The following is a 26,653-nucleotide window of genomic DNA, read 5'->3' as shown; positions in this document are numbered from 1 at the left end:
CGCCGCGAGGACGAAACTGCATGAGCCATCACCACCACGAGCGATCACCTTCGTTGAGTTGTCCGCAGCCGTTTGGTGTACGTCGAAACGCCATTTGCGGCACGCTGAGCGTTGTCACCCTCCCCTGGAGGGGGAGGGTCGGCGCGCGTCGCGGCAGCGATGCGCGGCGGGGTGGGGTGATGCCACGGGCACCGGCGCTCGTGGAGAGATCACCCCACCCCGCCTCGCATCTCGCTTCGCTCGTTGCGAGTCGACCCTCCCCCTCCAGGGGAGGGTGGCAGCGTGCCCGATCCGAGGGCTCTGCACGGCTGTGGGCTCGCGGCCGAACTCTGAGGCGGTCGTGCGAAATTACTTGTCATCACTCCGCCCGGAACCAGCCCGCCTGTCCGCTGCCCTCCCCCGACCAACTGCGATACCCCTCCCCCCTTCCTTGGCCCCCGCTTTGGCGCTAAATGCACTGCACACGCCGCCTTCGAGGCGGCCATTTCAGCATGCCCAAGACACGCGCAACGTCGCCCTATTCGAGAGAAACGTCTCATCATGACCCGTATCGACGCCCATGGACTGAAGATCGCCCCCGTTTTGTTCGACTTCATCGCCAAGGAGGCCGCGCCGAAGACCGGGATCGATCCGGACGCGTTCTGGGCCGGTCTTGCCGCGATCCTGCGCGATCTCGGCCCTAAGAACCGCGAGCTGCTCGCCGTCCGCGACGCCCTGCAGGACAAGATCGACGCCTGGCACCTCGCCAACAAGGGCAAGGCCTTCGACCTCGGCGCCTACACCGAATTCCTGAAGGAGATCGGCTACCTGCTGCCCGAGCCGGCCACGCACAAGGTCGAGACCGCCAATATCGACGAAGAGATCGGCAAGATCTGCGGGCCGCAGCTCGTGGTGCCGCTCACCAACGCCCGCTACGCGCTGAACGCGGCGAATGCGCGCTGGGGCTCGCTCTACGACGCGTTCTACGGCACCGACGCCATCCCGCACGATCCGAGCGAAGCGGGCAAGGGCTACAACAAGGCCCGCGGCGACAAGGTGATCGCCAAGGCCAAGGCCTTCCTTGACGCCGCCGTGCCGCTCGCCACCGGCAGCCACACCGACGTCACCGCCTACAGCGTCATTGCCGGCCAGCTCTCGGCCAAGCTGAAGAGCGGCAACGCCACTGCGCTCAAGAACGCCGACCAGTTCGCCGGCTATCAAGGCTCGGCCGACGCGCCCTCCGTGATCCTGCTTGCCAACAACGGCCTCCACGTCGAGGTCGTGATCGACCGCAGCCATGTCATCGGCAAGGACGATCCGGCCGGCGTCTCCGACATGATCCTGGAAGCCGCGGTCTCGACCATCCTCGACATGGAGGACTCGGTCGCCGCCGTCGACGCCGAGGACAAGGTGCTGGTCTACCGCAACACGCTCGGCCTGATGAACGGCACGCTGTCGGCCGACTTCGAGAAGGGCGGCAAGACACTCACCCGCGCGCTGAACAGCGACCGCAGCTACACCACGCCGTCCGGCGGCAGCCTCACGCTGCACGGCCGCAGCCTGCTGCTGATCCGCAATTGCGGGCATCACATGTTCACCGACGCGGTGCTCGACTCCGAGGGCAAGGAGGTGCCGGAGGGCATTCTCGACGCCGCCGTCACCGGCCTGCTCGCGATGCACGACCTCAAGGGTCTCTCCAAGGTCAGGAACAGCCGCACCGGCTCGATCTACATCGTCAAGCCGAAGATGCACGGCCCGGACGAGGTGGCGCTGACGGTCGACTTGTTCGCGCGCGTCGAGAAGATGCTCGGCCTGCCCGAGAACAGCATGAAGGTCGGCATCATGGACGAGGAGCGCCGCACCACGGTGAACCTCAAGGCCTGCATCCAGCAGGCGTCCAAGCGCATCGTCTTCATCAACACCGGCTTCCTCGACCGCACCGGCGACGAGATCCACACCTCGATGGAAGCCGGTCCGATGATCCGCAAGAACGAGATGAAGGCGCAGCCCTGGATCAAGGCCTACGAGGATTGGAACGTCGACATCGGCCTGACCTGCGGCCTTCCCGGCCATGCCCAGATCGGCAAGGGCATGTGGGCGGCGCCGGACAAGATGGCAGACATGCTGTCGCAGAAGATCGGCCACCCGCAGGCCGGCGCCACCACCGCCTGGGTGCCGTCGCCGACCGCGGCGACGCTGCACGCTTTGCACTATCACCAGGTCAACGTTCACGCCCGCCAGGCGGAACTCGCGAAGGGCGGCCCGCGCGCCAAGCTCGGCGACATCCTCACCATTCCGGTGTCGCAGTCGAACTGGGCGCCCGACGACGTGCGCCAGGAGATCGACAACAACTGCCAGGGCATTCTCGGCTATGTCGTGCGCTGGATCGACCAGGGCGTCGGCTGCTCCAAGGTGCCCGACATCCACGATGTCGGCCTGATGGAGGACCGCGCCACCTTGCGCATCTCGAGCCAGCATCTCGCCAACTGGCTGCACCATGGCGTGGTCAGCAAGGAGCAGGTGATGGATTCGCTGAAGCGCATGGCCGTCGTGGTCGACAAGCAGAATGCCGGCGATGCGCTCTATCAACCGATGGCGCCGTCGTTCGACGGCGTGGCGTTCAAGGCGGCCTGCGACCTCGTGTTCGAAGGCCGCACCCAGCCGAACGGCTACACCGAATACATCCTCACGGCGCGGCGCCGCGAGGCGAAGGCAAGCGCCTGATGCGAAAAGCCCCGGCCATCCGCCGGGGCTTTTTTTGATCTGCCGAAGGTAACATGATGCCGGATCATATCACCGCGATGAATCGAAGCAGCGAGATCACGCCGAGCACGATGACGATCACACGGCAGATCTGCTTGGCCCGGCCGTCGATCGGCAGCAGGTTGATCAGATAGAGGATCAGGATGACGACGAGAAAGGTGACGAGAGCACTGACGAGCATGAATGAGCCCCTGAACGAGAGGAGGATGCGCTGGCGGTGATCAGCTAACACGCTCGGCGGCTGGTAGTTCCACTCCCGGAACCTGGGTGCTCAGCGACTGTCTCCGTAGTTCAACGGAGCCAGCCCTCATCCAGATTTTTACGGCTCTGCGGTCAAATGCGGTGAATCGGAGATCAACATGCTGAACCGCCTGACCATTTCCACGACCTTGAAGGCCATCATCCTGGTGACGGCATGCCTGTTTGTCGGCCTGTTCGCCTCGCGGGCCTACAATTCGTGGCAGCAGCTCGAGCTCACCGCGCGCATCAGCTCGATCGTCGATGCCTCCGAAAGCATGTTCAAGGCGATGGACAAGCTGCGGGCCGACCGCTCGACCTCGAACCGCATGGTGACTGTGGACGAGAAGGTCGAGCCAGAGACCGAGCGATACGTCCGCAGCCTGCGCGACGTCGCCATGCCCGCCATGGGCCGCGCGCTGGGCACCCTTCCGGGCATCGAGTTTGCCGACAAGGCGGCGCTGCTCTCGCAATTCCAGCAACTGCTGACAACGCTGAGCGATCAGCAGAAGGAATTCTGGCAGGAGGTCGCCAAGCCGAAGGCGTCGCGCCGATTGGCGCTCGGCAAGGAATACATGCAGACCGAGGACAGGCTGCTGGAGACGCTGGAGAAGATCCAGGCCATTCTCGCGGCCGAGGTCAACCATGCGGATCCGACCATCGATCAGCTGTTGCAGATCAAGCAGATCGCATGGCTGCTGCGCAACACCGCCGGCGATGCCTCCTTCCTGGTTTCGAACGGCCTCGCCGCAGGCAAGATCACGCCCGAGGCGCGGCTGAACTATACCAAGGCGGTCGGCGGCGCCGAGGCCGCGTGGAAGGCGCTCGAACTCGCGACCACCGGCGCAAAATGGCCGGCCGCGATGACGGCCGCGCTGGAGGCCACGCGCAAGGCCTATTTCGAGACCGAGTACACGGCGCTGCGGGATCGCCTCGTCAACGCACTCGCGAGCGGCGAGACGCCGGAGATGGTCGCCAACAAATGGAGCCCGTTCACGGTCGGGCGCCTCAATGCGGCGGTTGCGGTCGCCGAGACCGCGCTCGAGACCGCAAGGACCTATATCGAGCAGCAGCATGCGGCGGCCATGCGGACCCTTGGGGTCGAACTCTGCCTCCTGATCGCGGCGACTGTGATCGGCGGCACCGCGCTGATGCTGGTGAGCCGCCGGGTGATCCAGCCCCTCAACAGAATGCGCGATGCCATGCTGGCGGTTGCGGGCGGCGACCTCAGCGTCGAGACGGGCTACATGCAGCGGCAGGACGAGATCGGTGCGCTGGCGGGCGCGCTCGAAACGTTCAAGCAGCAGGCCAAGGACAAGCTCGCGATCGAGGCCCAGGAGCGCCAACGCAACGAAACAACGGTCGCGCGCCAGCGGGCGATCGAAAGCTATGTGAGCGAGTTCGAGGGGCTGGTCCGCGACTCGCTCGAGCAGCTCGGCCGCGCCTCCACCGACATGCAGGCGACGTCCGCCGGACTGACCAACGTCTCGCGGCAGACCAATGCCCGCGCCGAGGAGGCCTCGAAGGCCTCGAGCGACGCATCGACGAGCGTGCAGACGGTCGCCTCGGCCGCGGAGGAACTGAACGCCTCGATCGCCGACATCAGCAAGCAGGCGTCTCATGCGGCCGGGATTGCCAGCCGCGCGGTGGAGCAGGCCCGGATGACCGACGGCACGGTGCAGGGGCTGGCACAATCGGCCAATCGGATCGGCGAGGTGGTCGGGCTGATCAACAGCATCGCCTCGCAGACCAACCTGCTCGCGCTGAACGCGACCATCGAGGCAGCGCGCGCCGGCGAGGCCGGCAAGGGTTTTGCCGTCGTCGCCTCCGAGGTGAAGACGCTGGCGAGCCAGACCGCGAAGGCGACCGACGAGATTTCCGAGCAGATCGCCGACATCCAGCGCGTCGCCAATGACGCGATCGACGCGATCAAGCGCATCGGCGGCATCATCGGCGAGGTCAACGAGGTGGCGACCGCGATCGCCGCGGCGGTGCAGGAGCAAGGGGCGGCGACGCAGGAGATCTCACGCAGCACCCAGTTCGCCGCCGACGGCACCAAGAACGTTTCCGACAACATCACCGGCGTCAAGTCGGACGCCGATGCCGCTGCGGCGGCGGCCGACAACGTGCGCTCCGCCTCAGAGACGCTGGAGAGCCAGAGCAGGAATCTCGGTCATCAGGTCAGGGACTTCCTCGGCAAGATCCGCGCCGCCTGACGACCTCGCAGGATCAGTCGGACGCCGTCACCGGCGCGCGCTTGTATTTCGCGCGCAACGCCGCGGGCGCCGGCGAGAAGTTCAGCTCGGCGCGCTTGCCGCTGCCGGTCCGGTTGGCGACCTTGAGGCCGTCGTCGCTGGCGACGACGTCGCCCTTGCGCAGGGTCGGATCGTTGTCGATCGACACCTTGGCAAGGCCGAAATGGTCCTTGCCGTTGCAGGTGCAGCCGTCGACGATCTCGGTGCGATACTTGAAGGCGTTGGGCAGCGCCGAATACGGCTTGCCGCCATCGGTCTCGGCACCGTCGATCGAGCTGCCATAGACAATCTCGGTCTTGGCCGCCGGGCAGAAGCTGTTGCAGGCGGCTTCCTTGCTCTGGTCGCCGGTCGCGCCGAGCGGGAAGTAGCGGCCATCACAGGTGCGGACACACCAGGCGACGCTGCTGCTGCCGCCGCGATAGGTGACGTCGCCCCGCGGGGCCGGCCGTGGCGCCGGTGGCGCCTCGTCGGCGAACGGCATCCGGATATAGGGCGCCTGACGCTGCGGTGCGTTGAAGCCGCCGAACAGCGCCGAGAAAAAATCCTGCGCGCCCGCTGTGGTCGGCGCTGCCAACGCACCCGCGGTTGCCATGGTTGCCACTGCAATGGCGGCGAGTGCACGTCGACCGTTCATCATTCCGCTCCCATATCAATTGACGGCCGAGACGGGCAGCGACATCGCCTGCCGCCCCGACGGCAGCGACGTCACGCGCGGCGTACGGCCGGCATTGGTGCGCGCCTGCAGCGAGCCGGCCTTCGGCAGCACCACGACCTTCGTCCCCACCTGCACGCGGCTGAACAGGTCGGAAACATCCTCATTGGTCAGGCGGATGCAGCCCGACGACACGAACTTGCCGATCGTCGTGGGGTCGTTGGTGCCATGGATGCGATACTCGCTGGACCCGAGATACATGGCCCGGGCGCCGAGCGGATTGCCCGGGCCGCCGGCCATGAAACGCGGCAGATAGGGCTGGCGCGCGATCATCTGCGCCGGCGGATGCCAGTCCGGCCATTCCGCCTTGCGCGTCACCGTCTGGACACCCGACCAGGTGAAGCCCTGGCGCCCCACGCCGACGCCGTAACGCAGCGCGCGGCCGCCGCCGAGCACGTAGTACAGATAGGTATTGCCGGTATCGATGATGATCGTCCCCGGCGCCTCCCGCGTATCGAGATTGACGATCGTGCGCCGCAACCTGTCGGGCAGCCGGCTGTCCTCGTCCTGCTCCACGGCGGGTGCAGTCGCCTCGTCCGGCGGGAAGGCCTGCTGCTGTTCGACCGACGCATATCCGAGGCTCTGTGCGTGAGACGCGGTGGGACCAGCAACAAGAAGAACCGCGACGCAGGCGATCAGCGAAGCGGTCCGCGCAAAGCTGCGGTGATCGGAAACGAGCTGTGTCATGGAGTGCCCCTGTCAGACGAGCATCGCGGTACGATGCGTGATTGCTTTCCAAACGCCGAACGTCTCGCCGTAGTTCCGGCCCGGTGTGGTCGCCCTGCGTCAGTCAAGCGTATGAGTTCTCACGTTTGCGCGACGGAACCGGATGGCCCCTCGGCTGTTGGATGACGAGAACGTCACCACGCGAGCTGTGCGCGAACGACTCGATCGGGAGATTCATGGTGCGTGTACTTCCCACCGAGCGGCTGCTCGCCAGCGGGAACGACGATTCAGCCTTGAATGAAAGTCACCAAGAAGTACCGCCCGTGATCAGGCGGGCTGACGTCGTCGCCATCGCTCTCGTCATCCTCACGGCCGTCTGCGTGACGGGTGTCCTCTATGTCGCCCGGGGGTTTTTCCTGCCGATCGTCATGGCTTTCGTGGTCGGCACCATGCTGTCGCCGGCCGCCAACTTCCTCGAACGCCATCACGTGCCGCGCGGCGTCGGCGCCGTGTTGATCGTGATCGCCGTTGCCACCGGGCTCGCCTTCATCATTGGCCTGATTTCGGCGCCTGTGCTCGACTGGACCAATCGCCTTCCCGAGCTTGCCACGACGCTCAAGGCCAAGCTGCACGTCTTCGATCGACCGCTGGCGCTGTGGCACGAAATGCAGGCGGCCGTCGGCGGCGGAAGCGCACAAGCCTCGGCCAGCCTGGAGCTCCCCAAGTTCGATTGGGTTCAGCCAACGATCGAATTCCTGTCGCCGACCTTCACCGAATTCCTACTGTTCTTCGCGACGCTCGTGCTGTTCATCGCAAGCTGGCGCGATCTCCGGCGAGCGCTGATCATGACCTTTGGTGATCACGAGGCACGGCTGCGGACGCTGCGCATCCTCAATGAGCTCGAGCTGCACCTCGGCAACTACCTCCTAACAGTGACGCTCATCAACACCGGTGTCGGTATTGCCGCCGGCCTCGCCTGCGCCCTCGCCGGCATGCCCAATCCCGCCGGCCTCGGGGCGCTTGCGGCAACGCTGAACTTCATCCCCATCATCGGGCCGATCGCGATGTTCGCGGTGCTCGTCCTGGTCGGCGCAATCGCATTCCCGACCTTGAGCGCCGGCATGGTCGCGCCCGCCATCTTCGCCGTGATCACCTTCATGGAAGGCCACTTCGTCACGCCGACCATCATCGGCAGGCGGCTGGCTCTCAACGCACTCGCGGTGTTCATCGCGCTGGCATTCTGGACCTGGCTGTGGGGCCCGATGGGAGCCTTCCTTGCCTCGCCGCTCCTGATCGTCGCCCTCATCGTCAAGGAGCATCTGCTGCCGGACGACTCGCCGCAACTGCCGGCAGACTAATTCGGTTTCCACCGTCGGAACTTCGGCTGAGACCCCGCGTTTGTCGAGCAGACGCAATCACCTTGCTCCGGGAGCTTGCCATGCCACCGACTGACGGTGAGACCGCCCTGAAAGATCTCGTCGACAAAGCGAACTACGAACGCCTGCAGAAGGATGTCCACGCCGTGAAAAACGATATCGCAGCTCTCACCGAACAGATCACCGACGCGCTCAATGCTTTCGCTGGGCAGGCCAGCAAGCAGGCCCGCAGCGGCTATCGTCAGGCACGCGAGAACGTAGACCAGACGTTCGACGACATGTCCGAGCGCGGCACTGCGATGTTTGGTGCAGCCCAGGATGCCGCAAACTCGCTGGAGGAGCGCCTCGAGGACGTGATCTCCCATCGCCCACTCGCCACCGTGGGTCTTGCGCTCGGACTCGGATTTCTCATCGGCGCCGCCTGGAGACGCTGAGGGTTGGCCCCTGAAATCCAGAGGTCGTCTTGTTTCGGCGCCGCGTTTTCGGCGCCGATTTGAGTTTGTTGCGCAGATGAACGAGACGAGGAGGAGAATGACATGCTGCAGCGCCTGATTGCGGACTTCCAGGAATCGACCGGGCATGCCGTTCGGCTCACATCGCTCGCAATCGCTGCAGCGGTCGGACTGTTCGTAACCACGAGCTTTCTGTGCGCCGCAGCTTTTGTCGCCGTCCTGGATCGTTACGGGCTCGTGGCCGCGTGCCTCACAGGTGCCGCCATCTTCTTCGTGGTGACGTTGATGGCCGCAATCAGCTACATGGCGCGCAAGCGCGCAATCGAGAGTCGTGCCGCGCGAACCGCGGAAACGGCGCGGTCGGCAGTCCAATCTGCTTTCGCAGACCCGATGTTGTTGGCAAGCGGCCTGCAGATCGTCCGCATGATTGGCATCAAGCGGCTGATTCCCATTCTGGCTGTGGGCGGTCTGGCGCTCGGATTCATGGTCAGCCGCCCAGCCGCGGAGGAGCAAACTCCCGCAGAGTGAGGACTGCCCCTGACCGTCATCGGACGGCTTTTATCATTTGCCAGGCGTTGATCCGCCGCTTGAGCCGCGGGCCTGGTGCGAGGGGCTGTAACTAAGTCACACACCGTCCCGGTTGCAGGCGCTTGGCGATCTCCGTCAGCACGGACACCGACGGCTCGCACGCCACCGGATGCTTGACGGCCTGCCGCTCGTTGCCGGTGGTGATGAGCTGCGATCCCTGCGGCGATGGTAACGAGCCCGCGCTTACACCCGTGGGGTTGAAGGGAAGCCGCACCAAGAAGGAGGTCTCCGCGAAGGCTGCCAGCTTGATCGACACAGTCTGCGACGGCGCCGCAGTACCGTTTTGTTTGGCGCGGTCAGCCTTGGCGGCCCGGTTCACGTCATTCGCGGTTGCGACGATCGGCTGGGGAGAGGGGCTCTGAGCCGGCAGGTTGGCGCCAAGATCATGGCCTGAAGCCAGTTGCATTGCGCCCACGAGCATCGCGGAAGCCGCAAGCGAACCCAAAACGATAACCTTCCTGGTCTGCGACATGTCTCTGCTCCCCTCGCCGTAAGGCGATCGGCATACCAACGTAAGTCGCAGGAACTGGGTTCTCGGTTGGGCAAATCACTTAACCGTGTGTAAACTGCGGCGGTATTCTTCAATTTCATGGCGCCAAAAAATTCGATCTCACGCGGAACGACTTTTCGGGTCGCGCGTCATCTCGGCAGCCGGTTATTCCCCCTGCCCCATTGACCGGCGACGCGGGGCACCGCCGTGGTGATGCCGGCGGTGCCCCGCATTCTTTTCTGATCAGCCCTTCCGGTCAGATCGCGGCCCCGACATTCGCGGCGCTTTATCCCCTTTTCGTCCCGGTTATATGTTGAAGCAGCGCGGCTGCGTTCATGGTCCGCGCGCGTGGGGGCAGGGATGCTGAGCTCGCTGGATCGCGTCGGCGTATGGAGAGGGTTTGGACTGGCGCTGGTTCTCGTGTGCCTGTTTCCCGGGATTGCAGCGGCCGACGGCGCCAGGGAAACTTGGATCAAGAACCTCGTCGCACAATTGAAGGTTCAGCGTCGCTATCCGCTGCAGGCCTCGGATCAGGGCGGGACGGCCAAGGTCCTGTTTCACATCGACCGCGAAGGCCACCTGATCTCGGCGGTGCTGGCCGAAACGACCGGTGACCCCGCGCTCGACCGGGAAGCGCTCGCGATGGTGGAGCGAGCCCAACCATTTGCGCCACCGCCGCCGGAACTGGCGGACGGCGATCTCACTTTTCTCGTGCCGATCGTGTTCGCGCCTCGACGGACGTCCGCAATCATCCGGCTTGAGGAGACAACGTTGAAGCTCCAAGAGACCAAGCCGAATGACGCGACGCTGAAGGCACGGCTCGACGGCGTGTGCCGCGGCTGCTGATCTCGTCTTCGATGCTGCAACGAAATCCGGCGCGCTCCGTGAGGAACGCGCCGGGGCGACGTTGTGCGCGCGGCTTGATCAGGCCGCCGGCTTGGGCATCCTGTTGCGCGAGTTGCGCTGGAAGAACAGAGCCTGGCTGGCGACTGCCGACACCATGGCCGGCTGGAACGGCTTTGAGATCAGGAACGCCGGTTCGGGCCGCTCACCCGTGAGGAAGCGCTCCGGATAGGCGGTAATGAAGACCACCGGCACTTCGAAGGTGCGCAGCAGCTCGTTGACGGCATCCAGGCCGGACGAACCATCTGCGAGCTGAATATCAGCCAGGATCAGACCGGGCTTCTTGTTCTTGGCCAGAGCCACCGCGTCGGCATGGGTGCGGGCCACGCCGATCACGTTGTGACCGAGATTCTTGACGAGGCTCTCAAGGTCCATCGCGATGAAGGTCTCATCCTCGATGATCAGGACATCGGTGGCGATCTCGGCGGCGAGCTCACGTCCGGCTGCATCCGCCAGCCGGCGGGTTTCCGCGACGTCGATGTCGAGGATGAAGGCCACTTCCTCCTCGGGAAAACCCTCGAGCGAGAGCAGCAGGAAGGCCTGGCGGGGCAAGGGGGTGATGTTGGAGAGGCGCCGCTCCGGCGGCATCGGCAGAGTCGCCACTTCGGCGTCGTCGTTGAGCGCCACCGAGTTCCAGATCTGCGTGAACAGCCTGAACAGCGCAGCCCGCGGGCCATAGCGCTCGTCCAGCAGAGCGGGATCCTGAATCAGCGCCTCGAGCATCGCTCCGACATAGGCGTCTCCGGAACCCTGGCTGCCGGTGAGGGCCCTCGCATACCGGCGCAACAGCGGCAAATGTTCAGCAACAAGCTGTGATCGGCTCATCCCCACTCCATTCGGTCATCTGGGCTTCCCGCCCGGGTTCCATGATGGGCTGATTACGCCCGAACCGACGAAAAGTTCCCCAAACGCGTGGAACTTTTATCGCCCCGTCGCATTAGTTCCCGACAGACCCTCTCGGTGGCGAGAATAATTCTTGAAGCTTCAGGGACTTAACTCTCGGGGAAACGTGGAAAAGGTCATGAAAGATGTAAAGTCTCAAGCCAGCAAGAATGCGGCACCGCGCAAGCCCGGCGGACTGAACGCGGAAATTCAATCCAGAATCGGTCATCAACTCCGCGCGATGTACGACGACGTCGTCCGTCAGGGAGTGCCGGACCGCTTCGCGGATCTGGTGCGGAAGCTTGATGCGCCGGCAGCACAGTCCCACGTGGAGAACGGCGGGGGATCCAACGACCAAACCGACGGGAGGGAGTGAATGCCTCTCACTGATTCCTTGCGGGACGATATCCTCGCGGCCGTCCCCAGCCTTCGCGCATTTGCGATTTCCTTGAGTGGTAACAGCGATCGTGCCGACGACCTCGTGCAGGAAACCCTGCTCCGGGCGCTGGCCAACATCGACTCGTTTCAACCGGGATCGAATCTGCCTGCCTGGCTGTTCACGATCCTGCGCAACCTGTTCCGATCCGACTACCGCAAACGCCGGCGCGAAGTGGAGGATGCCGAAGGGAACTACGCCAAGACGCTCAAGACGCATCCCTCGCAGGGCGCGCATCTCGAGTTCGAGGAGTTCCGCGCGGCGCTCGAGAAGCTGCCTCAGGACCAGCGCGAGGCGCTGATCCTGGTCGGTGCATCGGGCTTCTCCTACGAGGATGCGGCAGCGATCTGCGGCTGCGCGGTGGGCACCATCAAGAGCCGCGTGAACCGCGCGCGCTCGAAGCTGGCAGCGCTGCTCTATGTCGAAGGCGCCGAGGATTTCGGCCCGGACGAGACCGTGCGGGCGGTGATCGGCGGCAGCGGCGGCTGATCAGCCAAGCCGTCGCAAACGAACCAGCAAAGAGGCGGCTCGCGAAAGAGCTGCCTCTTCTTGTTGTTGTTGATCACTTGCACTCGGGCATCGTGCGCTCTGGCATCCTGTTTGCCGACGAGCGCTGCGGCTATCGCGCCGGATGCACCGGCGCGGAGAATTGCTCGGTGCGATCGCGCTCGGTCATGTCGATCACCGTCTCCATCGGAGCGGTCAGCTCATACACATAGCTCGCCTCGGTGAAGAAGCGCTTTGACGTGCCGCCGAGCGCCTCCGGTGCCACGCGATCGAGCAGGATCAGTCCGAAATCGCTGTCCGGCCGCCGCGTTGCTTCACTGGTGTTCAATTCCTCCCAACGGAAGTGGAAGACGGCATTCGGCTCCTCGCCGGTCACCTCCCATTTGGCGGTGATGTGCGGGTGCTTTCCCACGAGCGAGAGGCCTTCGTCCGAGTGCGAGGCGAGTTCGAAAAACAGCAGCGACAGGCTCTGCGCGGCACGCGCGCTCACGGTGATGTCGGGTCCGTTGACCGCAATCCTGTCCGCATGCGGGATCGCGCGAGCTTCGAACAGTCCGCGCAATTGCACGCCTTGCCATTGGCTCTCGCTGAGCAGCGTGACGACGTTCGACATCGCATGGATCCGTCCGATCAGCAGCTCGCGTGCGACGTCCATGTCGCTGCCATGACGCAGCGTGCGCGTCACGATGGACTGGATCACCGCCAGGATGTTCTTGACCCGGTGGTTCAGCTCGTCGATGACCGCCGTCAGTCGGCGCTCGAAGCCGATCCGCACCTGGATTTCGCGGCTCAGGCGCAGATTGTTGTAGGCGACGTAGCCGAACAGGCCGCAGATGATACCGGTCAGCGCCATCCCGATGACGCCGACGATCGCCGCGGTCTGTTGCGCGCGCCGGACCGCATTGCCCTTGGCGTAATAGACCAGCGACCAGTCGTGATTGCCGAAGGCCACGGTGCGGGTCGACGACGGAGCAGGATCGTCCGGCCTGCGGGTCCGGCTCGTCACCGCCCCCTGATCGTTGGCAACCAGCTCATCCGAGGCGTTGCGCGGATCCTTCAACGCCACCGAGAACAACGACAGATCGTCATTGGTGAGCAGCAGTGGCCCGATCTCGTAGGAAAACGTCACGAAGCCCGCCGGCGCAGTGGCACCTTGCGGGACAACCGGGGCTGCCAGCACGATCCCGATCGGACCATCGCTCCGCACCAGCGGAGTGGGATCGGATGCGACCGGCTTGCCCTCGGCCATGGCACGCGCGAGCATCGGTCCGACGATCGGCTGCCGGTCGAGTGCGATACCGGGAAGCTTCGAGGTCTCGGCATTGCGTGGCTCGAGATCCATCAGAACGTCCAACGGACGATCGACGTTCGGCCCGAGCGGCATGTCGTCGAAATTGCGAATGGTTGGATTCGGGAAGCCAGCCTGACGCAGCTCGGCTTGCGCGATGGGGAGCTCATCCGGCCGCAGCCGTGCGATCCACGATGCCACCACGAAGTCGGTCTTGAACGCGTAGATCGACGATCGCAGCGGCTCCAGCATATTTGCCTTGATCACGGAGGGAGCGCGGAACAGCCCGGAGGCCACCCGGGCCAGCAGCTCACGTTCGGTCAGCCGGTCCTGGACGAGGCTGGCATGGACGTCGATGGCACGGGCCAGCGCAATGCGATCGAGCGCCAGCTCCTGGTCGTGTACGCGATAGGCGGCCAAGCCGGACAGCGCCGTCCCGACCAGCGCGATCAAACCGATGATGACACCCAGCCGGAGCACTCGTTCACTCTGAAGTAAAGGGTTGGCGAAGGAGGAGACGAGTCATCCAATAACCGGGCCTGCAACTCAAGGACGCACCTCGGGGCGATCGGAAGTGATCGGAGCGATCAGCGGATAGCGAATCCCAGGATACCGGTGCATCGGCGCCGAGACGCCTTGGACAAGGCGCACCCCGGGTCGAGGCAACACCCGAGGGCTCAAGTTGTTCCGGCCGGATGAGGCTTTTTTGCGTCAGTCATTCCAGCAGACGCATCGAGCAACGAAGAGCCGTGCGACGCAGATCCGTCCCTGCGCTCAGACCGACGGCTTCAGACCGCCCTTGGCTTCGATGAAGCCGATGATCCGGTCAAGCCCCTGGCTCTTCTTCAGGTTGGTCATGACGAAGGGCCGCGCGCCGCGCATGCGCTTGGCATCCGTCTCCATCTTCTCCAGAGAAGCGCCCACATGGGGTGCCAAGTCAATCTTGTTGATCACCAGAAGGTCGGAGCGGGTGATACCCGGTCCGCCCTTCGACGGGATCTTGTCGCCCGCCGCGACGTCGATGACGTAGATCGTGATATCGGCGAGTTCCGGCGAGAACGTTGCGGCGAGGTTGTCGCCGCCCGACTCGATCAACACCAGGTCGAGTCCGGGAAACTTGGCTCGCATGTCGGCCACGGCGGCGAGGTTCATGGACGCGTCCTCGCGGATCGCAGTGTGCGGGCAGCCGCCGGTCTCCACGCCGGCGATACGATCCGGGGTCAGCGATCCCGAGCGAACGAGAAACTCCGCGTCCCACTTGGTGTAGATGTCGTTGGTGATCGCTGCGATGTCGTAGTGCTCCCGCATCGACTTGCAGAGCAGATCCATCAACGCAGTCTTGCCGGACCCGACCGGGCCACCGACGCCAACGCGGAGCGGACCGTGAGACGATGCCATGTCATTTATCCTTCTGTCGTGCGCGCGCGACCGCGCGGGGCCGTGATCGAGCAGCCGTTGCCCCGCTTCATCACGATCGAAACAGCCTTGTATATTGCGTCTCGTGATGAAGGCTTGCGAGATCGGCGCGGAACGTTGCGCCGCCGATGTGATCGAGCGAGGCGAGCAGAGCGCGGTCGGCCGTCGCGGCGACGACAGGTTCCAACGCGGCGAGCACGCGCTGGCTGTCGGTCTGCCCCAACGGTACGAGACGACTGCCGGCGGAAATCCAGTTCGACGTCAGGGCGTGCAGAAAGCCGTGCAGCAGGGGTTCCAGAGGAACGCCGTGAAGCGCGCCGACCAGCCCCACGGCGACCGGATAGACGATGGTCTCACATCGCGCCACCGCCTCGTCGAGGCCTGCGCAGTTCCAGGCGGACCGCGCGATCTCGATGAAGGCCCGGCCCTGCGCGGTGGTTTCGAGCTGACGCTCGCGCGACGGTACGAACGCGGCCGCAAGCTCGGCCACCTCGCGGAGGCTGGCCATATCGTCGAGCTCGACCGCGCGATACGCGTGCGCGAGGAAAGCCGCGTCGCAGAAGCCGGAGCCGTTGGTCAGCATCGTCGCGAGCCAGCCACGCAGCTCCGCCGCATCGCCGATGTCGCCTGCCTCCACGGCCCATTCGATGCCGCTCGAATAGGAGAAGCCGCCGATCGGAAACGCCGGCGACAGCCATGTCAGCAGCCGATACAGCGCAGCCGAATCCGCAGCCCGGATTGCAGCCGGCCGAGCCCCCTCCTCATTTGTGCTCATGAGCATGGGAATGACCGTGATCGTGGTGGTCATGGCCGCAGTGCTCGTCATGCACGTGATGATCATGTGCATGGCCGTGGTCGTGGCCGTGATGCGCGTGATCGTGCCCGGCATGATCGTGATGATGATCGTGGCCGTGGTGATCATGATCATCATGGCTGGGCTCGGCGTAGGCGCCACCTTCCGGATCGAACGGTGCCTCGATCTCGATGACGCGCGCGCCGAGACCCTTGACCATGTCCTCGATCACGTGGTCGCGGCGGATCCGCAGGCTCTTGGCCATGATCTGCGTCGGCAGGTGCCGGTTGCCGAGGTGCCAGGCCAGCCGCACCAGATGATGCGGATCGGAAACCCGGATCTCGAGCAGCGGCTCGGCCGCCGCCACGACCTCGATCAGCCGGCCGTCCTCCAGCACCAGGGCATCGCCACCGCGCAATGCGGTAGCGTGCTCGAGGTCCAGCAGAAACTCCAGCCCACGCGTTCCGGTCATCGCCAGCCGCCGCCGGTGCCGGTCATCGAAATCGAGCAGGACGGAATCGGCGGCAGCCTCCTTCCAACGATGCTGCCCGAGCACGCGTGTCGCGCGGATCATGCTGAAACTCTCATTCTCTTATTGCGCTCACTCTTATTCCGTTCAGCGGACATCGACCTTCTCAGGCGTGATGATCTCGATCTTCGGCGGGGCCGACATGCATTTGACCGCGACGCGCCCGAACGTCTTCATGTGCTCGGTCGCGCGGTGCGGCACCAAGGCCTCGGCGTTCTCCCACTGCTCGACGAAGACCATCTTGCTCGGGTCGGTGACGCTCTCATGCAAATCATAGGCGATATTGCCGGGTTCTTTGCGGGTCCCCGCAATGCAGGCAGCCGCAGCGGCGATGAATTCCGCACGGGTTTCGGGCTTGATGGTCAAAGTGGCAACGACATAGATCACGAACTCGTCCTCCCGGTACTTTTCTGGTTCTGGTACCGGGCGGAAGCTTAGTACATGAAGTAGCGCTGCGCCATGGGCAGCACCTCGGCCGGCTCGCAGGTCAGGAGCTCGCCGTCGGCGCGCACCTCGTATGTCTCCGGATCGACCTCGATGTTGGGCGTCGCGTCGTTGTGGATCATGCTCTTCTTCGAGATCCTGCCGCGGGTGTTCTGCACCGCGTAGAGCTTCTTCGAAAGGCCGAGCTTGCGGGCGAGCCCGCCGGTGATGGCCGCCTTCGAGGTGAAGATCACGGACGAAGCCGTCAACGACTTGCCGAACGCGCCGAACATCGGCTGGTAATGCACCGGCTGCGGCGTGGGGATCGAGGCGTTCGGATCGCCCATCGGCGCGGCGACGATGGTGCCGCCCTTGATGACGCAGTCCGGCTTGACGCCGAAGAAGGCGGGCGACCACAGCACGAGGTCGGCGAGCTTGCCCTTCTCGACCGAGCCGATCAGCTTCGACACGCCATGCGCAATCGCCGGATTGATCGTGTATTTGGCGATGTAGCGCTTGACGCGGAAATTGTCGTTGTCCTTGCCCTTGTCCTGCGGCAGCGCGCCGCGCTGCTTCTTCATCTTGTCGGCGGTCTGCCAGGTCCGGATGATGACCTCGCCGAGCCGGCCCATCGCCTGCGAATCCGATGACATCATCGAGAGCGCGCCGAGATCGTGCAGGATGTCCTCCGCCGCGATCGTCTCCTTGCGGATGCGGCTCTCGGCGAAGGCGAGATCCTCTGCGATCGACGGGTCGAGATGGTGACACACCATCAGCATGTCCAGATGCTCGTCGATGGTGTTGCGCGTGAACGGCCGCGTCGGGTTGGTCGAGGACGGCAGCACGTTCTTCAGGCCGGCGATCTTGATGATATCAGGCGCGTGGCCGCCGCCGGCGCCTTCGGTGTGGAAGGCGTGGATGGTGCGGCCCTTGAAGGCCTTGATCGTGTCCTCGACGAAGCCGGATTCGTTGAGCGTATCCGAGTGCAGCATCACCTGGATGTCGTGATCGTCCGCGACCGAGAGACAATTGTCGATCGCCGCCGGCGTCGTGCCCCAGTCCTCGTGCAGCTTCAGCGCACAGGCACCGGCCTTGACCATCTCGACCAGCGCGGCCGGGCGCGACGCATTGCCCTTGCCGGAGATGCCGAGGTTAACCGGAAAGGCGTCGAACGACTGCATCATCCGCCCGATGTGCCACGGGCCGGGCGTGCAGGTGGTCGCGAAGGTGCCGTGCGACGGGCCGGTGCCGCCGCCGAGCAGGGAGGTGACGCCCGACATCAGCGCGTGCTCGATCTGCTGTGGGCAGATGAAATGGATGTGGCTGTCGAAGCCGCCGGCGGTGAGGATCTTGCCCTCGCCCGCGATCACGTCGGTGCCGGGGCCGATCACGATGGTGACGCCGGGCTGGATGTCCGGATTGCCGGCCTTGCCGATCGCTGAGATCATGCCCTCTTTGATCGCGACGTCGGCCTTCACGACACCCCAGTGATCGACGATGAGCGCATTGGTGATGACCGTGTCGGCGGCGCCCTGCTTGTTGGTCGCCTGCGACTGGCCCATGCCGTCACGGATGACCTTGCCGCCGCCGAACTTCACCTCCTCGCCATAGGTGGTGAAGTCCTTCTCGACCTCGATGATCAGGTCGGTGTCGGCGAGCCGGACCTTGTCGCCGGTCGTGGGACCGAACATGTCGGCGTAGACGGAACGCTTGATCTTGACGGACATCGTTGGCCCCCAATTAGCTCTGCTTGTCGTGATGTCGAGACACCGGCGATCGGCTCACAGCGTTCCCCGCGCATTCGCAACCGTCTCATCGAACAGCACATCGAGCCGCGGGTTGACACCGCGGCAGCCGGCGACGACCTGCTCGGCCCAGCCGAGATACTCCATCAGCTCGAGCTGCTGCTCCAGGTCCGGCTCGAAGAAGATGCGGGCGCGGATGTTGCTGATCTTGTCGGCGATCTTGATCTGCTTGGCACCAGCGGACTTGCCGGGCGCGGCGATGACCTGGACCTGGCGCCGCTCGCTCTTCGGCAGGGTCATGTCATCAGTGACTTCCACGACGAGGTCGGCGACACGACACCCAAAGCGCTCCGCCAGCTCATCAGCGGCCGTATCGGTGTCCTCGATGGTGTCGTGCAGCCAGCCTGCCGCGACGAGCTCGGCATCCTCGCCGTCGCAGGTTGCCGACAGGATGTTTGCGACCTCGGCGAGATGATTGATGTAAGGCTCATCGTCGCGGCCCTTGCGCTGCTGGCCGGCGTGACGGCGCGCCGCCAGCTCGGCGGCTTCGGAAACGAGGCACAATCCGGTCAGCATCGGCTTACAACTTGCCCATGACGTCGCCGCGGAAGCCATAGACCATGCGCTTGCCGGCGAGCGCGACCAGTTGCACGTCGCGGGTCTGGCCCGGCTCGAAGCGCACGGCCGTGCCGGCCGCGATGTCGAGCCGCATGCCGCGCGCGCGTCTGCGGTCGAACTTCAGCGCCGGATTGGTCTCGAAGAAATGGTAGTGCGAGCCGACCTGGATCGGCCGGTCGCCGGTGTTCGCGACCGACAGGGTCACGGTCTTGCGGCCGGCATTGAGCTCGATCTCGCCGTCTTGGATGAAGAGTTCGCCGGGGATCATGAGTTACCTCGCAGGTTTCCATGCGTCATGGCCGGGCTTGACCCGGCCATCCACGTTTTTCCATTCAGATCGAACAGCGTGGATGCCCGGGTCAAGCCCGGGCATGACGACCGAAAGAGTTGGGCTCGCTTCACCGGATCGGCTCGTGCACCGTGACCAGCTTGGTGCCGTCCGGAAACGTCGCCTCGACCTGGATGTCGTGGATCATCTCGGGGATGCCGGGCATCACTTGATCACGGGTCAGGACCTGGGCGCCGGCCTGCATCAGCTCGGCCACGGTGCGGCCGTCACGCGCGCCTTCCAGGATGAAGTCGGAGATGATCGCGACCGCTTCGGGGTGGTTCAGCTTGACGCCGCGATCGAGCCTGCGGCGGGCCACGATGGCGGCCATCGAGATCAGGAGCTTGTCCTTTTCGCGGGGAGACAGGTTCATGCGGACTCTCTGGTGATGGTCTTCTGGTAGTCATCAGTTGGTAAACGTCTAGTTGAGCCACAGCCGCGGCAGCGGTCCATTCGAAGCACAGCCGAGCACCGCCATCATGTCGGCGCGCAGGCTTGCGGCATCTTGGGCACAGAAGCGGGCCATTGCAAATCCATTCCAGGCCGACAGCGCGACCTCTCCCCGGAAGGCCGGCAGGCTCTCTCGGATGCGCTCGACCAGCGCGGCGTCGCCCGGCACGATCAGCGCGGTCCCGATGGCCGCGCCGCCGTTGGCGATGGCCGGCTGCGCCAGCTTGTCGCCGATGTCGCCGTCGAGGCGGACCGTCTCGGCGAACACCAGCTTGCCGCCGCGCCGCACCCGCCAGCGATCGACGAACTCGCCCTCGCGCATGCGCTCGCCCATGGCCGTGCGGCCGAGCACGACGATCTCGCACAACAACAGCGAGGCGGTATCGGCAAGGTCGATGTCGATCCGGCGATGGATGCGAGAGTGGTCGAACAGGATGGTCTCCTGCGGCAGCCAGGAGATGTGGGCACCCGCATGGGCGGTCAGCGCGATATCGAGCTCTGCGGGCTTGCCAGCGGCGCGATAGACCTTTTCGGCCGCGGCGCTCGACAGCGTGACGCGGCTGCCCTCGCCGGCCGCGACCTCGATCGCAAAGCGGTCGCCGCCGGCGATGCCGCCGGCCGTGTTGACGAACATCGCCGACAGGCCATCGTCCTCGGGCGAGGGAAAGCGCACCCGCAGCGAGCCGGATTCATGCAGATGATGGCGCCGCGTCACGCCGTCCTGCAGCCGCACGTCGAAGCGCACCGCGCCTCGGGCGCGGTTGGCCTCGAAGATGTCGGCAGCGGCGCTGGCGGGATCGGCCCGCATTGATCCCCTCCCCTGGGACCAGACGCGGGCGAGACCGCGTCGAGAAGCTACGTGATGATCACAGCGCCATTTGGCGGCTGATCTCGGCCTGATCGAGATTGGCGCGGGTGCAGGTGAACTTCACCGCGCCGCGATCCATGACGGCGAAGTTGTCGCCGAGTTCGCAGGCAAAGTCGAGATACTGCTCGACCAGGACGATCGCGATATTGCCGAGATTGCGCAGATACGAGATCGCCCGGCCGATGTCCTTGATGATCGAGGGCTGGATGCCCTCGGTCGGCTCGTCGAGAAGCAGGAGCTTTGGCCGCATCACCATGGCACGGCCGATCGCAAGCTGCTGCTGCTGGCCGCCGGAAAGATCGCCGCCGCGGCGGCCGAGCATCGATTCCAGCACCGGAAACAGCGAGAACACGTCGTCCGGGATGCTGCGATCGCTGCGCTTCAGCGGTCCGAAGCCGGTCTTGAGGTTCTCCTCCACCGTGAGCAGCGGGAAGATCTCGCGACCCTGCGGCACAAAGCCGATGCCCTTGCGCGCCCGTTCATAGGGCTTGAGATGGGTGATGTCGGCGCCATCGAAGGTGATGCTGCCGGAGGCCAGCGGATATTGTCCGACCAGCGCCCGCAGCAGCGAGGTCTTGCCGACGCCGTTGCGCCCGAGCACGCAGGTGACCTTGCCGGGCTCCGCCGCGATCGAGACGCCGCGCAGCGCCTGGGCGGCGCCGTAATAGAGGTTGATGTCCTTGACGTCCAACATCGCCTAGCGCCCCAGATACACTTCGATCACCCGATCGTTCGACGACACCTGATCGATGGTGCCCTCGGCCAGCACCGTGCCTTCGTGGAGGCAGGTGACCTTGACGCCGAGCTCGCGCACGAAGGTCATGTCGTGCTCGACGACCATGACGGTATGATCCTTGTTGATTTCCTTGAGCAGCTCAGCCGTCTGATGCGTCTCGACGTCGGTCATTCCAGCGACCGGTTCGTCGACCAGCAGCAGCTTCGGGTCCTGTGCCAGGAGCATGCCGATCTCCAGCCACTGCTTCTGGCCGTGCGACAGGCTGCCGGCGAGCTTGCGTCTGGCATCCTTGAGCCGCACGGTCTCGAGCACCCGGTCGATCTGCTCGGACTCGCTCCTCGAGCCGCGCCAGAACAGCGTGCCCTTGACGCTGTGATCGACATTGAGCGCGAGCAGCAGGTTGTCCTCGACCGACTGGCTCTCGAACACCGTCGGCTTCTGAAACTTGCGGCCGATCCCGAGCTCGGCGATGCGGGTCTCGTCGAGGCGGGTGAGATCCGTCTTGCCGTCGAACAGCACCGTGCCCTCGTCGGGCTTGGTCTTGCCGGTGATGATGTCCATCATCGTGGTCTTGCCGGCCCCGTTCGGGCCGATGATGGCGCGCATCTCGCCGGGCTCGAGCGTCAGCGAGAGATTGTTGATGGCGTGGAAGCCGTCGAACGAGACGTGCACGCCGTCGAGATAGAGCAGCGACGACGTCGCGCGGGTGTCCATCACGTTCATGCGCTCACTCCGCCATCTTGGGTTCGGTGACGCCGTCCTCGCGGGCGGCGCTCTCGGCGTTCAGCCTCCTGCTGCCGAGCTGATCCCACCAGGAATTGAAGGTGCCGATGATGCCTTTGGGCAGCAGCAGAGTGACGAGCACGAACAATGCGCCGAGCATGAACAGCCAGTAGGGCGCCAGCACGCCCGAGGTGAAGAACGTCTTCGCGTAGTTCACGACGACGGCGCCGAGCGCAGCACCTACGAGCGTGCCTCGGCCGCCGACCGCGACCCAGATCACGGCCTCGATCGAATTGCCGGGCGCGAACTCGGATGGGTTGATGATGCCGACCTGAGGAACGTAGAGCGCGCCTGCGACGCCGGCCATGCACGCCGACAGCGTGAACACGAACAGCTTGTAGGACTCGACACGATAACCGAGGAAACGCGTCCGCGACTCGGCGTCGCGGATCGCGATCAGCACCTTGCCGAGCTTCGACGACACAACGGCCCGGCAGATCAGGAACGCCAGAATGAGCGCGAGACAGCTCAGCGCGAACAGCGCGGCGCGGGTGCCTTCCGCCTGGACGTTGAAGCCGAGGATGTCCTTGAAGTCCGTCAGGCCGTTGTTGCCGCCGAAGCCGAAATCATTGCGGAAGAAGGCGAGCAGCAGCGCGTAGGTCATCGCCTGGGTGATGATCGACAGATACACGCCGGTGACGCGCGAGCGGAAGGCGAGCCAGCCGAAGCAGAAGGCGAGCAGGCCGGGCACCACGAGCACCATCAAAGCCGCGAACCAGAACATGTCGAAGCCGTGCCAGTACCAGGGCAGCTTGGAATAATTCAGGAACACCATGAAGTCCGGCAGGATCGGATTGCCATAGACGCCCCGGGTGCCGATCTGGCGCATCAGATACATGCCCATCGCATAGCCGCCGAGCGCGAAGAACGCGCCGTGACCGAGCGAGAGGATGCCGCAATAACCCCAGATCAGGTCGATGGAGAGCGCCAGGATCGCGTAGCAGACATATTTTCCCCACAGCGCGACCAGATAGGTCGGCACCTGCAGCGCCGAACCGGCCGGCAGCAGCAGGTTGGACAGCGGGATCAGCACGCCGCAGGCGGCGACGACGAGCACGAAGACGGTCGCAGCGCGGTCCAGCGACCGGGTGAGGACGTGCGGCATCATGCTTCCACCGCCCGGCCCTTGAGCGCGAACAGCCCGCGCGGGCGCTTTTGAATGAACAGGATGATCAGCACCAGGATCGCGATCTTGCCGAGCACGGCGCCGGCGACCGGCTCCAGGAACTTGTTGGCAATGCCGAGCGTGAAGGCGCCGACCAAGGTGCCCCAGAGATTGCCGACGCCGCCGAACACCACGACCATGAAGGAGTCGATGATGTAGCTCTGGCCGAGATTCGGACTGACATTGTCGATCTGCGACAGCGCCACCCCGGCGATGCCGGCAATACCGGAGCCGAGCCCGAAGGTGAGCGCATCGACCCGCGAGGTCGCGATGCCCATCGACGCCGCCATGCGCCGGTTCTGCGTCACTGCACGCATCTCCAGGCCGAGCGCGGTGTAACGCAGCATCGCCAGCAGGATGGCGAACACGGCCATCGTGAAGCAGAGGATCCAGAGCCGGTTGTAGGTGATGGTGATCTGGCCGAGTTCGAACGCACCGCTCATCCAGGAGGGATTGCCGACCTCGCGGTTGGTCGGACCGAACGCCGTGCGCACCGCCTGCTGCAGGATCAGCGACAGGCCCCAGGTGGCGAGCAGCGTCTCCAGCGGACGCCCGTAGAGGAAGCGAATGATGGTACGCTCGATCAGCACGCCGATCGCGCCGGCCACCAGGAAGGCGAGCGGGACGGCAATCAGCAGCGAATAGTCGAACAGCGCCGGGTAGCGCGTGCGGATGACCTCCTGGACGACGAAGGTGGTGTAGGCGCCGAGCATCACCATCTCACCATGGGCCATGTTGATGACACCCATGACGCCGAAGGTGATGGCAAGGCCGATGGCCGCCAGCAGCAGCACCGAGCCGAGCGACAGGCCGTACCAGGCGTTCTGCACGCCGGACCAGATTGCGAGCGAGCTCTGGATCGACGAGATCGCGCTCGCCGCGGCCTTGGCGACGGTTGCCGGCTGGTCCGCGCCGCCGATCTCCGTCAGCAGCGCCAGGGCTTCCTGGTCGCCGCGCGCCCTCACGGTGGCGACGGCTTCGAGCTTGTCGACCTCGCTGGCGTCAGACTTGAACAGGAGGATGGCGGCACGCGCCTCGGTCAGCGCCTGCTTCACGGCGCGATTGGTTTCCTTGGCGAGCGCCGACTCCACCGTCGGCAACGTCGCCTCGTCATGCGACTTGAACACCGATCTTGCGGCGGTCAGGCGCGTGTTGGTATCCGGCGACAGCAGCGTCAAACCACCGAGCGCGGCATCGACGCTGCGGCGCAGCCGGTTGTTGAGGCTGACGGCGGCGGCATTGTCGGGCAGTTTGTCGACGGCGGCGCCGGTGGCAGCATCGATGATCCTGCCGTCGGCCTGCTTGATGAAGACCTTCTTGGTGTCGGCATCGAACATCAGCCGCTCGTCCTGGAGCGCGCTGATGATCGGGAAAGCCAGCGGGTTGCCCGACACGGCGATCTCGCCGACGGCCTCGTCCGTGTCCGAGAAATCATCGTTCGCGAACTTCGCGACGGACTCTTCGAAACTGGCTGCGAAGGCGGGAACGGAAACGGCGATCAGGGCGAGCAAAACAAGCAGACGGCGAATGATCGCCAGAAAAAGAGCAGGCACTGGACAACCCCGGCAGGAGTTCAGGAGGTCAGGAGAAGGCGGCAACATCGCCGCCTTCTCCTGTCGTCATGGTCGCGTCAGGTCGAGATCAGGAGCCCGAGCCCAGGCACTTGTTGGTCTTGACGTTGAAATTGCCGCACTTCTTGCCGACCCAGTCGCCGATCAGGTCCTTCGAGCCCTCGAGCTCCTTCGACCAGGCGTCGCCGGGGACGAGGTCCTTGGTCTTGTAGACGACACTGAACTGGCCATCGCCCTTGATCTCGCCGATGAACACCGGCTTGGTGATGTGGTGGTTCGGCAGCATCTTCGACACGCCGCCGGTCAGATTCGGCGCCTCGGTGCCCGGGAGAGCGTCGATGACCTTGTCCGGATCGGTCGACTTCACCTTCTCCACCGCCTTCACCCACATGTTGAAGCCGATCACATGCGCTTCCATCGGGTCGTTGGTCACGCGCTTCGGGTTCTTGGTGTAGGCCTGCCAGTCCTTGATGAACTTCTCGTTCGCCGGGGTCTTGATCGACTCGAAGTAGTTCCAGGCGGCGAGATGGCCGACCAGCGGCTTGGTGTCGATGCCGGCGAGCTCTTCCTCACCCACCGAGAATGCGACGACCGGAATGTCCTTGGCCTTGATGCCCTGGTTGCCGAGCTCCTTGTAGAACGGAACGTTGGCGTCGCCGTTGATGGTCGAGACCACGGCGGTCTTCTTGCCGGCCGAGCCGAACTTCTTGATGTCGGCGACGATGGTCTGCCAGTCGGAATGACCGAACGGCGTGTAGTTGATCATGATGTCGTCCTGAGCCACGCCCTTGGACTTCAGGTAGGCTTCGAGGATCTTGTTGGTGGTGCGCGGATAGACGTAGTCGGTGCCGGCCAGCACCCAGCGCTTCACCTTCTCTTCCTTCATCAGGTAGTCGACCGCCGGGATCGCCTGCTGGTTCGGCGCCGCACCGGTGTAGAACACGTTGCGCTCGCTCTCCTCGCCTTCGTACTGGACCGGGTAGAACAGGATGCTGTTCAGCTCCTTGAACACCGGCAGCACCGACTTGCGCGACACCGAGGTCCAGCAGCCGAACACGACCGCGACCTTGTCCTTGGTGATCAGCTCACGCGCCTTCTCGGCGAACAGCGGCCAGTTCGAAGCGGGGTCGACCACGACGGCCTCGAGCTTCTTGCCGAGCACGCCGCCCTTCTTGTTCTGTTCGTCGATCAAGAACAGGATCGTGTCCTTCAGCGTCGTCTCGCTGATGGCCATGGTGCCGGACAGAGAATGCAGAACGCCAATCTTGATGGTGTCATCAGCGGCCTTGGCCGGGCCAAAGCCGGCTGCGCCGAGCGCCAGGCCGGCAGCAGCAGCCAGCCAGCGACGGCGGCTGAACGGCGCCGTTAATTCCTGAGTGAGTCGAGTAAGCATGAGGTAATATCTCCCTGACGCAGACATGCTTCGCAGCCAAGGCGGCCGGCGGTCTGCGCAGGAAGAATCGCAAGAAGTGTGCCATGCCGTGCACATCTGGTAAGGCATTGACACAAAAGTGGAACTTGGCGTTCTCGTAGAGAGGCGCCGCGGCCTTCTGCTGCCGGATTGAGCAAGCCAGATGATTAATCAGATGGCATACAGCGCAGGATTTGTGCACTTTGTTTCGAATGGCTAAATTTAAAGCAGCCGAGTACCACCCGGAAAGCCAATCCGTTGCGCACCGGCCTTGAAAGTGCCG

At 64.6% G+C, this 26,653-nt stretch carries 28 protein-coding genes; 8 read left to right on the top strand and 20 right to left on the bottom strand.

Features of this window, described 5'->3' with window-relative positions:
• The first annotated feature begins 540 nt into the window (after positions 1–540).
• Entirely contained in the window at positions 541–2,703 is a 2,163-nt protein-coding gene (locus tag QW861_RS23020) for a malate synthase G (protein WP_316193510.1), read from the top strand.
• A 64-nt stretch (positions 2,704–2,767) separates the two neighbouring features.
• Here QW861_RS23020 and QW861_RS23015 read toward each other — a convergent pair whose 3' ends face one another.
• Positions 2,768–2,923 (bottom strand): Thivi_2564 family membrane protein, encoded by a 156-nt coding sequence (locus QW861_RS23015; protein WP_315713847.1) that lies wholly within the window; start codon positions 2,921–2,923, stop codon positions 2,768–2,770.
• A 178-nt stretch (positions 2,924–3,101) separates the two neighbouring features.
• On the opposite strand from QW861_RS23015, the gene QW861_RS23010 reads away from it, so the two are divergent.
• Positions 3,102–5,195, top strand: coding sequence for a methyl-accepting chemotaxis protein (locus QW861_RS23010; protein WP_316193509.1), 2,094 nt, complete (start codon positions 3,102–3,104; stop codon positions 5,193–5,195).
• Between the two features lie 13 nt (positions 5,196–5,208).
• Here the strand turns inward: QW861_RS23010 and QW861_RS23005 are convergent, their stop codons facing one another.
• Entirely contained in the window at positions 5,209–5,868 is a 660-nt protein-coding gene (locus tag QW861_RS23005) for a DUF2865 domain-containing protein (RefSeq protein WP_316193508.1), read from the bottom strand.
• A 15-nt stretch (positions 5,869–5,883) separates the two neighbouring features.
• Positions 5,884–6,633 carry a L,D-transpeptidase gene (locus QW861_RS23000; RefSeq protein WP_316193507.1) on the bottom strand — a complete coding sequence of 250 codons (750 nt, stop codon included), beginning with the start codon at positions 6,631–6,633 and terminating at the stop codon, positions 5,884–5,886.
• Positions 6,634–6,851: 218 nt separating this feature from the next.
• Here QW861_RS23000 and QW861_RS22995 point away from each other — a divergent pair, with 218 nt between their 5' ends.
• From QW861_RS22995 to QW861_RS22985, 3 genes are all read left to right on the top strand, one after another.
• Positions 6,852–7,970, top strand: a complete 1,119-nt coding sequence (locus QW861_RS22995) for an AI-2E family transporter (RefSeq protein WP_315713843.1) — start codon at positions 6,852–6,854, stop codon at positions 7,968–7,970.
• 80 nt (positions 7,971–8,050) lie between these two features.
• Positions 8,051–8,422 (top strand): YqjD family protein, encoded by a 372-nt coding sequence (locus QW861_RS22990; protein WP_315713842.1) that lies wholly within the window; start codon positions 8,051–8,053, stop codon positions 8,420–8,422.
• A gap of 102 nt (positions 8,423–8,524) precedes the next feature.
• Positions 8,525–8,968 carry a hypothetical protein gene (locus QW861_RS22985; protein WP_316169505.1) on the top strand — a complete coding sequence of 148 codons (444 nt, stop codon included), beginning with the start codon at positions 8,525–8,527 and terminating at the stop codon, positions 8,966–8,968.
• A 91-nt stretch (positions 8,969–9,059) separates the two neighbouring features.
• On the opposite strand, the gene QW861_RS22980 is transcribed toward QW861_RS22985, so the two are convergent.
• Positions 9,060–9,500 carry a hypothetical protein gene (locus tag QW861_RS22980; RefSeq protein WP_316191675.1) on the bottom strand — a complete coding sequence of 147 codons (441 nt, stop codon included), beginning with the start codon at positions 9,498–9,500 and terminating at the stop codon, positions 9,060–9,062.
• Between the two features lie 378 nt (positions 9,501–9,878).
• Here QW861_RS22980 and QW861_RS22975 point away from each other — a divergent pair, with 378 nt between their 5' ends.
• Complete coding sequence (locus QW861_RS22975) at positions 9,879–10,364, top strand: energy transducer TonB (protein WP_316193506.1); 486 nt, start codon at positions 9,879–9,881, stop codon at positions 10,362–10,364.
• Between the two features lie 78 nt (positions 10,365–10,442).
• Here QW861_RS22975 and QW861_RS22970 read toward each other — a convergent pair whose 3' ends face one another.
• Positions 10,443–11,246: a response regulator gene (locus QW861_RS22970; protein WP_315713838.1), complete on the bottom strand. Its 804-nt coding sequence runs from the start codon at positions 11,244–11,246 to the stop codon at positions 10,443–10,445.
• A 196-nt stretch (positions 11,247–11,442) separates the two neighbouring features.
• Between QW861_RS22970 and QW861_RS22965 the strand changes: the two genes are divergently transcribed.
• Both QW861_RS22965 and QW861_RS22960 read left to right on the top strand, forming a co-directional pair.
• Positions 11,443–11,679 carry a NepR family anti-sigma factor gene (locus QW861_RS22965; protein WP_315713837.1) on the top strand — a complete coding sequence of 79 codons (237 nt, stop codon included), beginning with the start codon at positions 11,443–11,445 and terminating at the stop codon, positions 11,677–11,679.
• Positions 11,680–12,228, top strand: coding sequence for a sigma-70 family RNA polymerase sigma factor (locus QW861_RS22960; protein ID WP_006612137.1), 549 nt, complete (start codon positions 11,680–11,682; stop codon positions 12,226–12,228).
• 130 nt (positions 12,229–12,358) lie between these two features.
• Here the strand turns inward: QW861_RS22960 and QW861_RS22955 are convergent, their stop codons facing one another.
• The 15 genes from QW861_RS22955 to urtA all read right to left on the bottom strand — a co-directional run bounded on the left by QW861_RS22955 (position 12,359) and on the right by urtA (position 26,352).
• The gene (locus QW861_RS22955; RefSeq protein ID WP_315713836.1) at positions 12,359–14,014 is read right to left on the bottom strand and encodes an HWE histidine kinase domain-containing protein; all 1,656 of its coding nucleotides are present in this window, start codon (positions 14,012–14,014) and stop codon (positions 12,359–12,361) included.
• A 294-nt stretch (positions 14,015–14,308) separates the two neighbouring features.
• A complete protein-coding gene (gene ureG / locus QW861_RS22950) occupies positions 14,309–14,932 on the bottom strand; it encodes an urease accessory protein UreG (RefSeq protein WP_315825990.1) in 624 nt (207 codons plus the stop codon).
• Between the two features lie 70 nt (positions 14,933–15,002).
• On the bottom strand, positions 15,003–15,725 hold the full coding sequence (locus tag QW861_RS22945; protein WP_316172752.1) for an urease accessory protein UreF: 723 nt from the start codon (positions 15,723–15,725) through the stop codon (positions 15,003–15,005).
• Positions 15,712–16,317, bottom strand: a complete 606-nt coding sequence (gene ureE, locus QW861_RS22940; RefSeq protein ID WP_316193505.1) for an urease accessory protein UreE — start codon at positions 16,315–16,317, stop codon at positions 15,712–15,714. Before ureE ends, QW861_RS22945 begins: the two co-directional genes overlap by 14 nt.
• A 42-nt stretch (positions 16,318–16,359) precedes the next feature.
• The gene (locus tag QW861_RS22935) at positions 16,360–16,659 is read right to left on the bottom strand and encodes a putative quinol monooxygenase (RefSeq protein WP_315713833.1); all 300 of its coding nucleotides are present in this window, start codon (positions 16,657–16,659) and stop codon (positions 16,360–16,362) included.
• 47 nt (positions 16,660–16,706) lie between these two features.
• Complete coding sequence (ureC, locus tag QW861_RS22930) at positions 16,707–18,422, bottom strand: urease subunit alpha (protein WP_316193504.1); 1,716 nt, start codon at positions 18,420–18,422, stop codon at positions 16,707–16,709.
• Between the two features lie 54 nt (positions 18,423–18,476).
• Positions 18,477–19,016 (bottom strand): HD domain-containing protein, encoded by a 540-nt coding sequence (locus tag QW861_RS22925; RefSeq protein ID WP_316193502.1) that lies wholly within the window; start codon positions 19,014–19,016, stop codon positions 18,477–18,479.
• A 4-nt stretch (positions 19,017–19,020) separates the two neighbouring features.
• Positions 19,021–19,326 (bottom strand): urease subunit beta, encoded by a 306-nt coding sequence (locus QW861_RS22920; RefSeq protein WP_315713829.1) that lies wholly within the window; start codon positions 19,324–19,326, stop codon positions 19,021–19,023.
• 130 nt (positions 19,327–19,456) lie between these two features.
• Entirely contained in the window at positions 19,457–19,759 is a 303-nt protein-coding gene (locus tag QW861_RS22915) for an urease subunit gamma (RefSeq protein WP_315713828.1), read from the bottom strand.
• A 48-nt stretch (positions 19,760–19,807) separates the two neighbouring features.
• Positions 19,808–20,644, bottom strand: a complete 837-nt coding sequence (locus QW861_RS22910) for an urease accessory protein UreD (protein WP_316193500.1) — start codon at positions 20,642–20,644, stop codon at positions 19,808–19,810.
• Between the two features lie 58 nt (positions 20,645–20,702).
• Positions 20,703–21,398, bottom strand: a complete 696-nt coding sequence (gene urtE, locus QW861_RS22905; protein WP_315713826.1) for an urea ABC transporter ATP-binding subunit UrtE — start codon at positions 21,396–21,398, stop codon at positions 20,703–20,705.
• A gap of 3 nt (positions 21,399–21,401) precedes the next feature.
• Positions 21,402–22,163, bottom strand: coding sequence for an urea ABC transporter ATP-binding protein UrtD (gene urtD / locus QW861_RS22900; RefSeq protein WP_316172657.1), 762 nt, complete (start codon positions 22,161–22,163; stop codon positions 21,402–21,404).
• A gap of 4 nt (positions 22,164–22,167) precedes the next feature.
• Positions 22,168–23,331, bottom strand: coding sequence for an urea ABC transporter permease subunit UrtC (gene urtC, locus QW861_RS22895; RefSeq protein WP_315713824.1), 1,164 nt, complete (start codon positions 23,329–23,331; stop codon positions 22,168–22,170).
• Entirely contained in the window at positions 23,328–24,941 is a 1,614-nt protein-coding gene (gene urtB / locus QW861_RS22890) for an urea ABC transporter permease subunit UrtB (RefSeq protein WP_410051200.1), read from the bottom strand. The genes urtC and urtB overlap by 4 nt, the downstream gene beginning before the upstream one ends.
• An 88-nt stretch (positions 24,942–25,029) precedes the next feature.
• Entirely contained in the window at positions 25,030–26,352 is a 1,323-nt protein-coding gene (urtA, locus tag QW861_RS22885) for an urea ABC transporter substrate-binding protein (protein ID WP_316172658.1), read from the bottom strand.
• Positions 26,353–26,653 lie beyond the last annotated feature (301 nt).

It is taken from the genome of Bradyrhizobium sp. SZCCHNRI1029 (assembly GCF_032487555.1).
GTDB lineage: Bacteria > Pseudomonadota > Alphaproteobacteria > Rhizobiales > Xanthobacteraceae > Bradyrhizobium.
The sequence above is the reverse complement of the archived record's forward strand: the minus strand, read 5'-3'. Positions and strand labels throughout refer to the sequence as shown.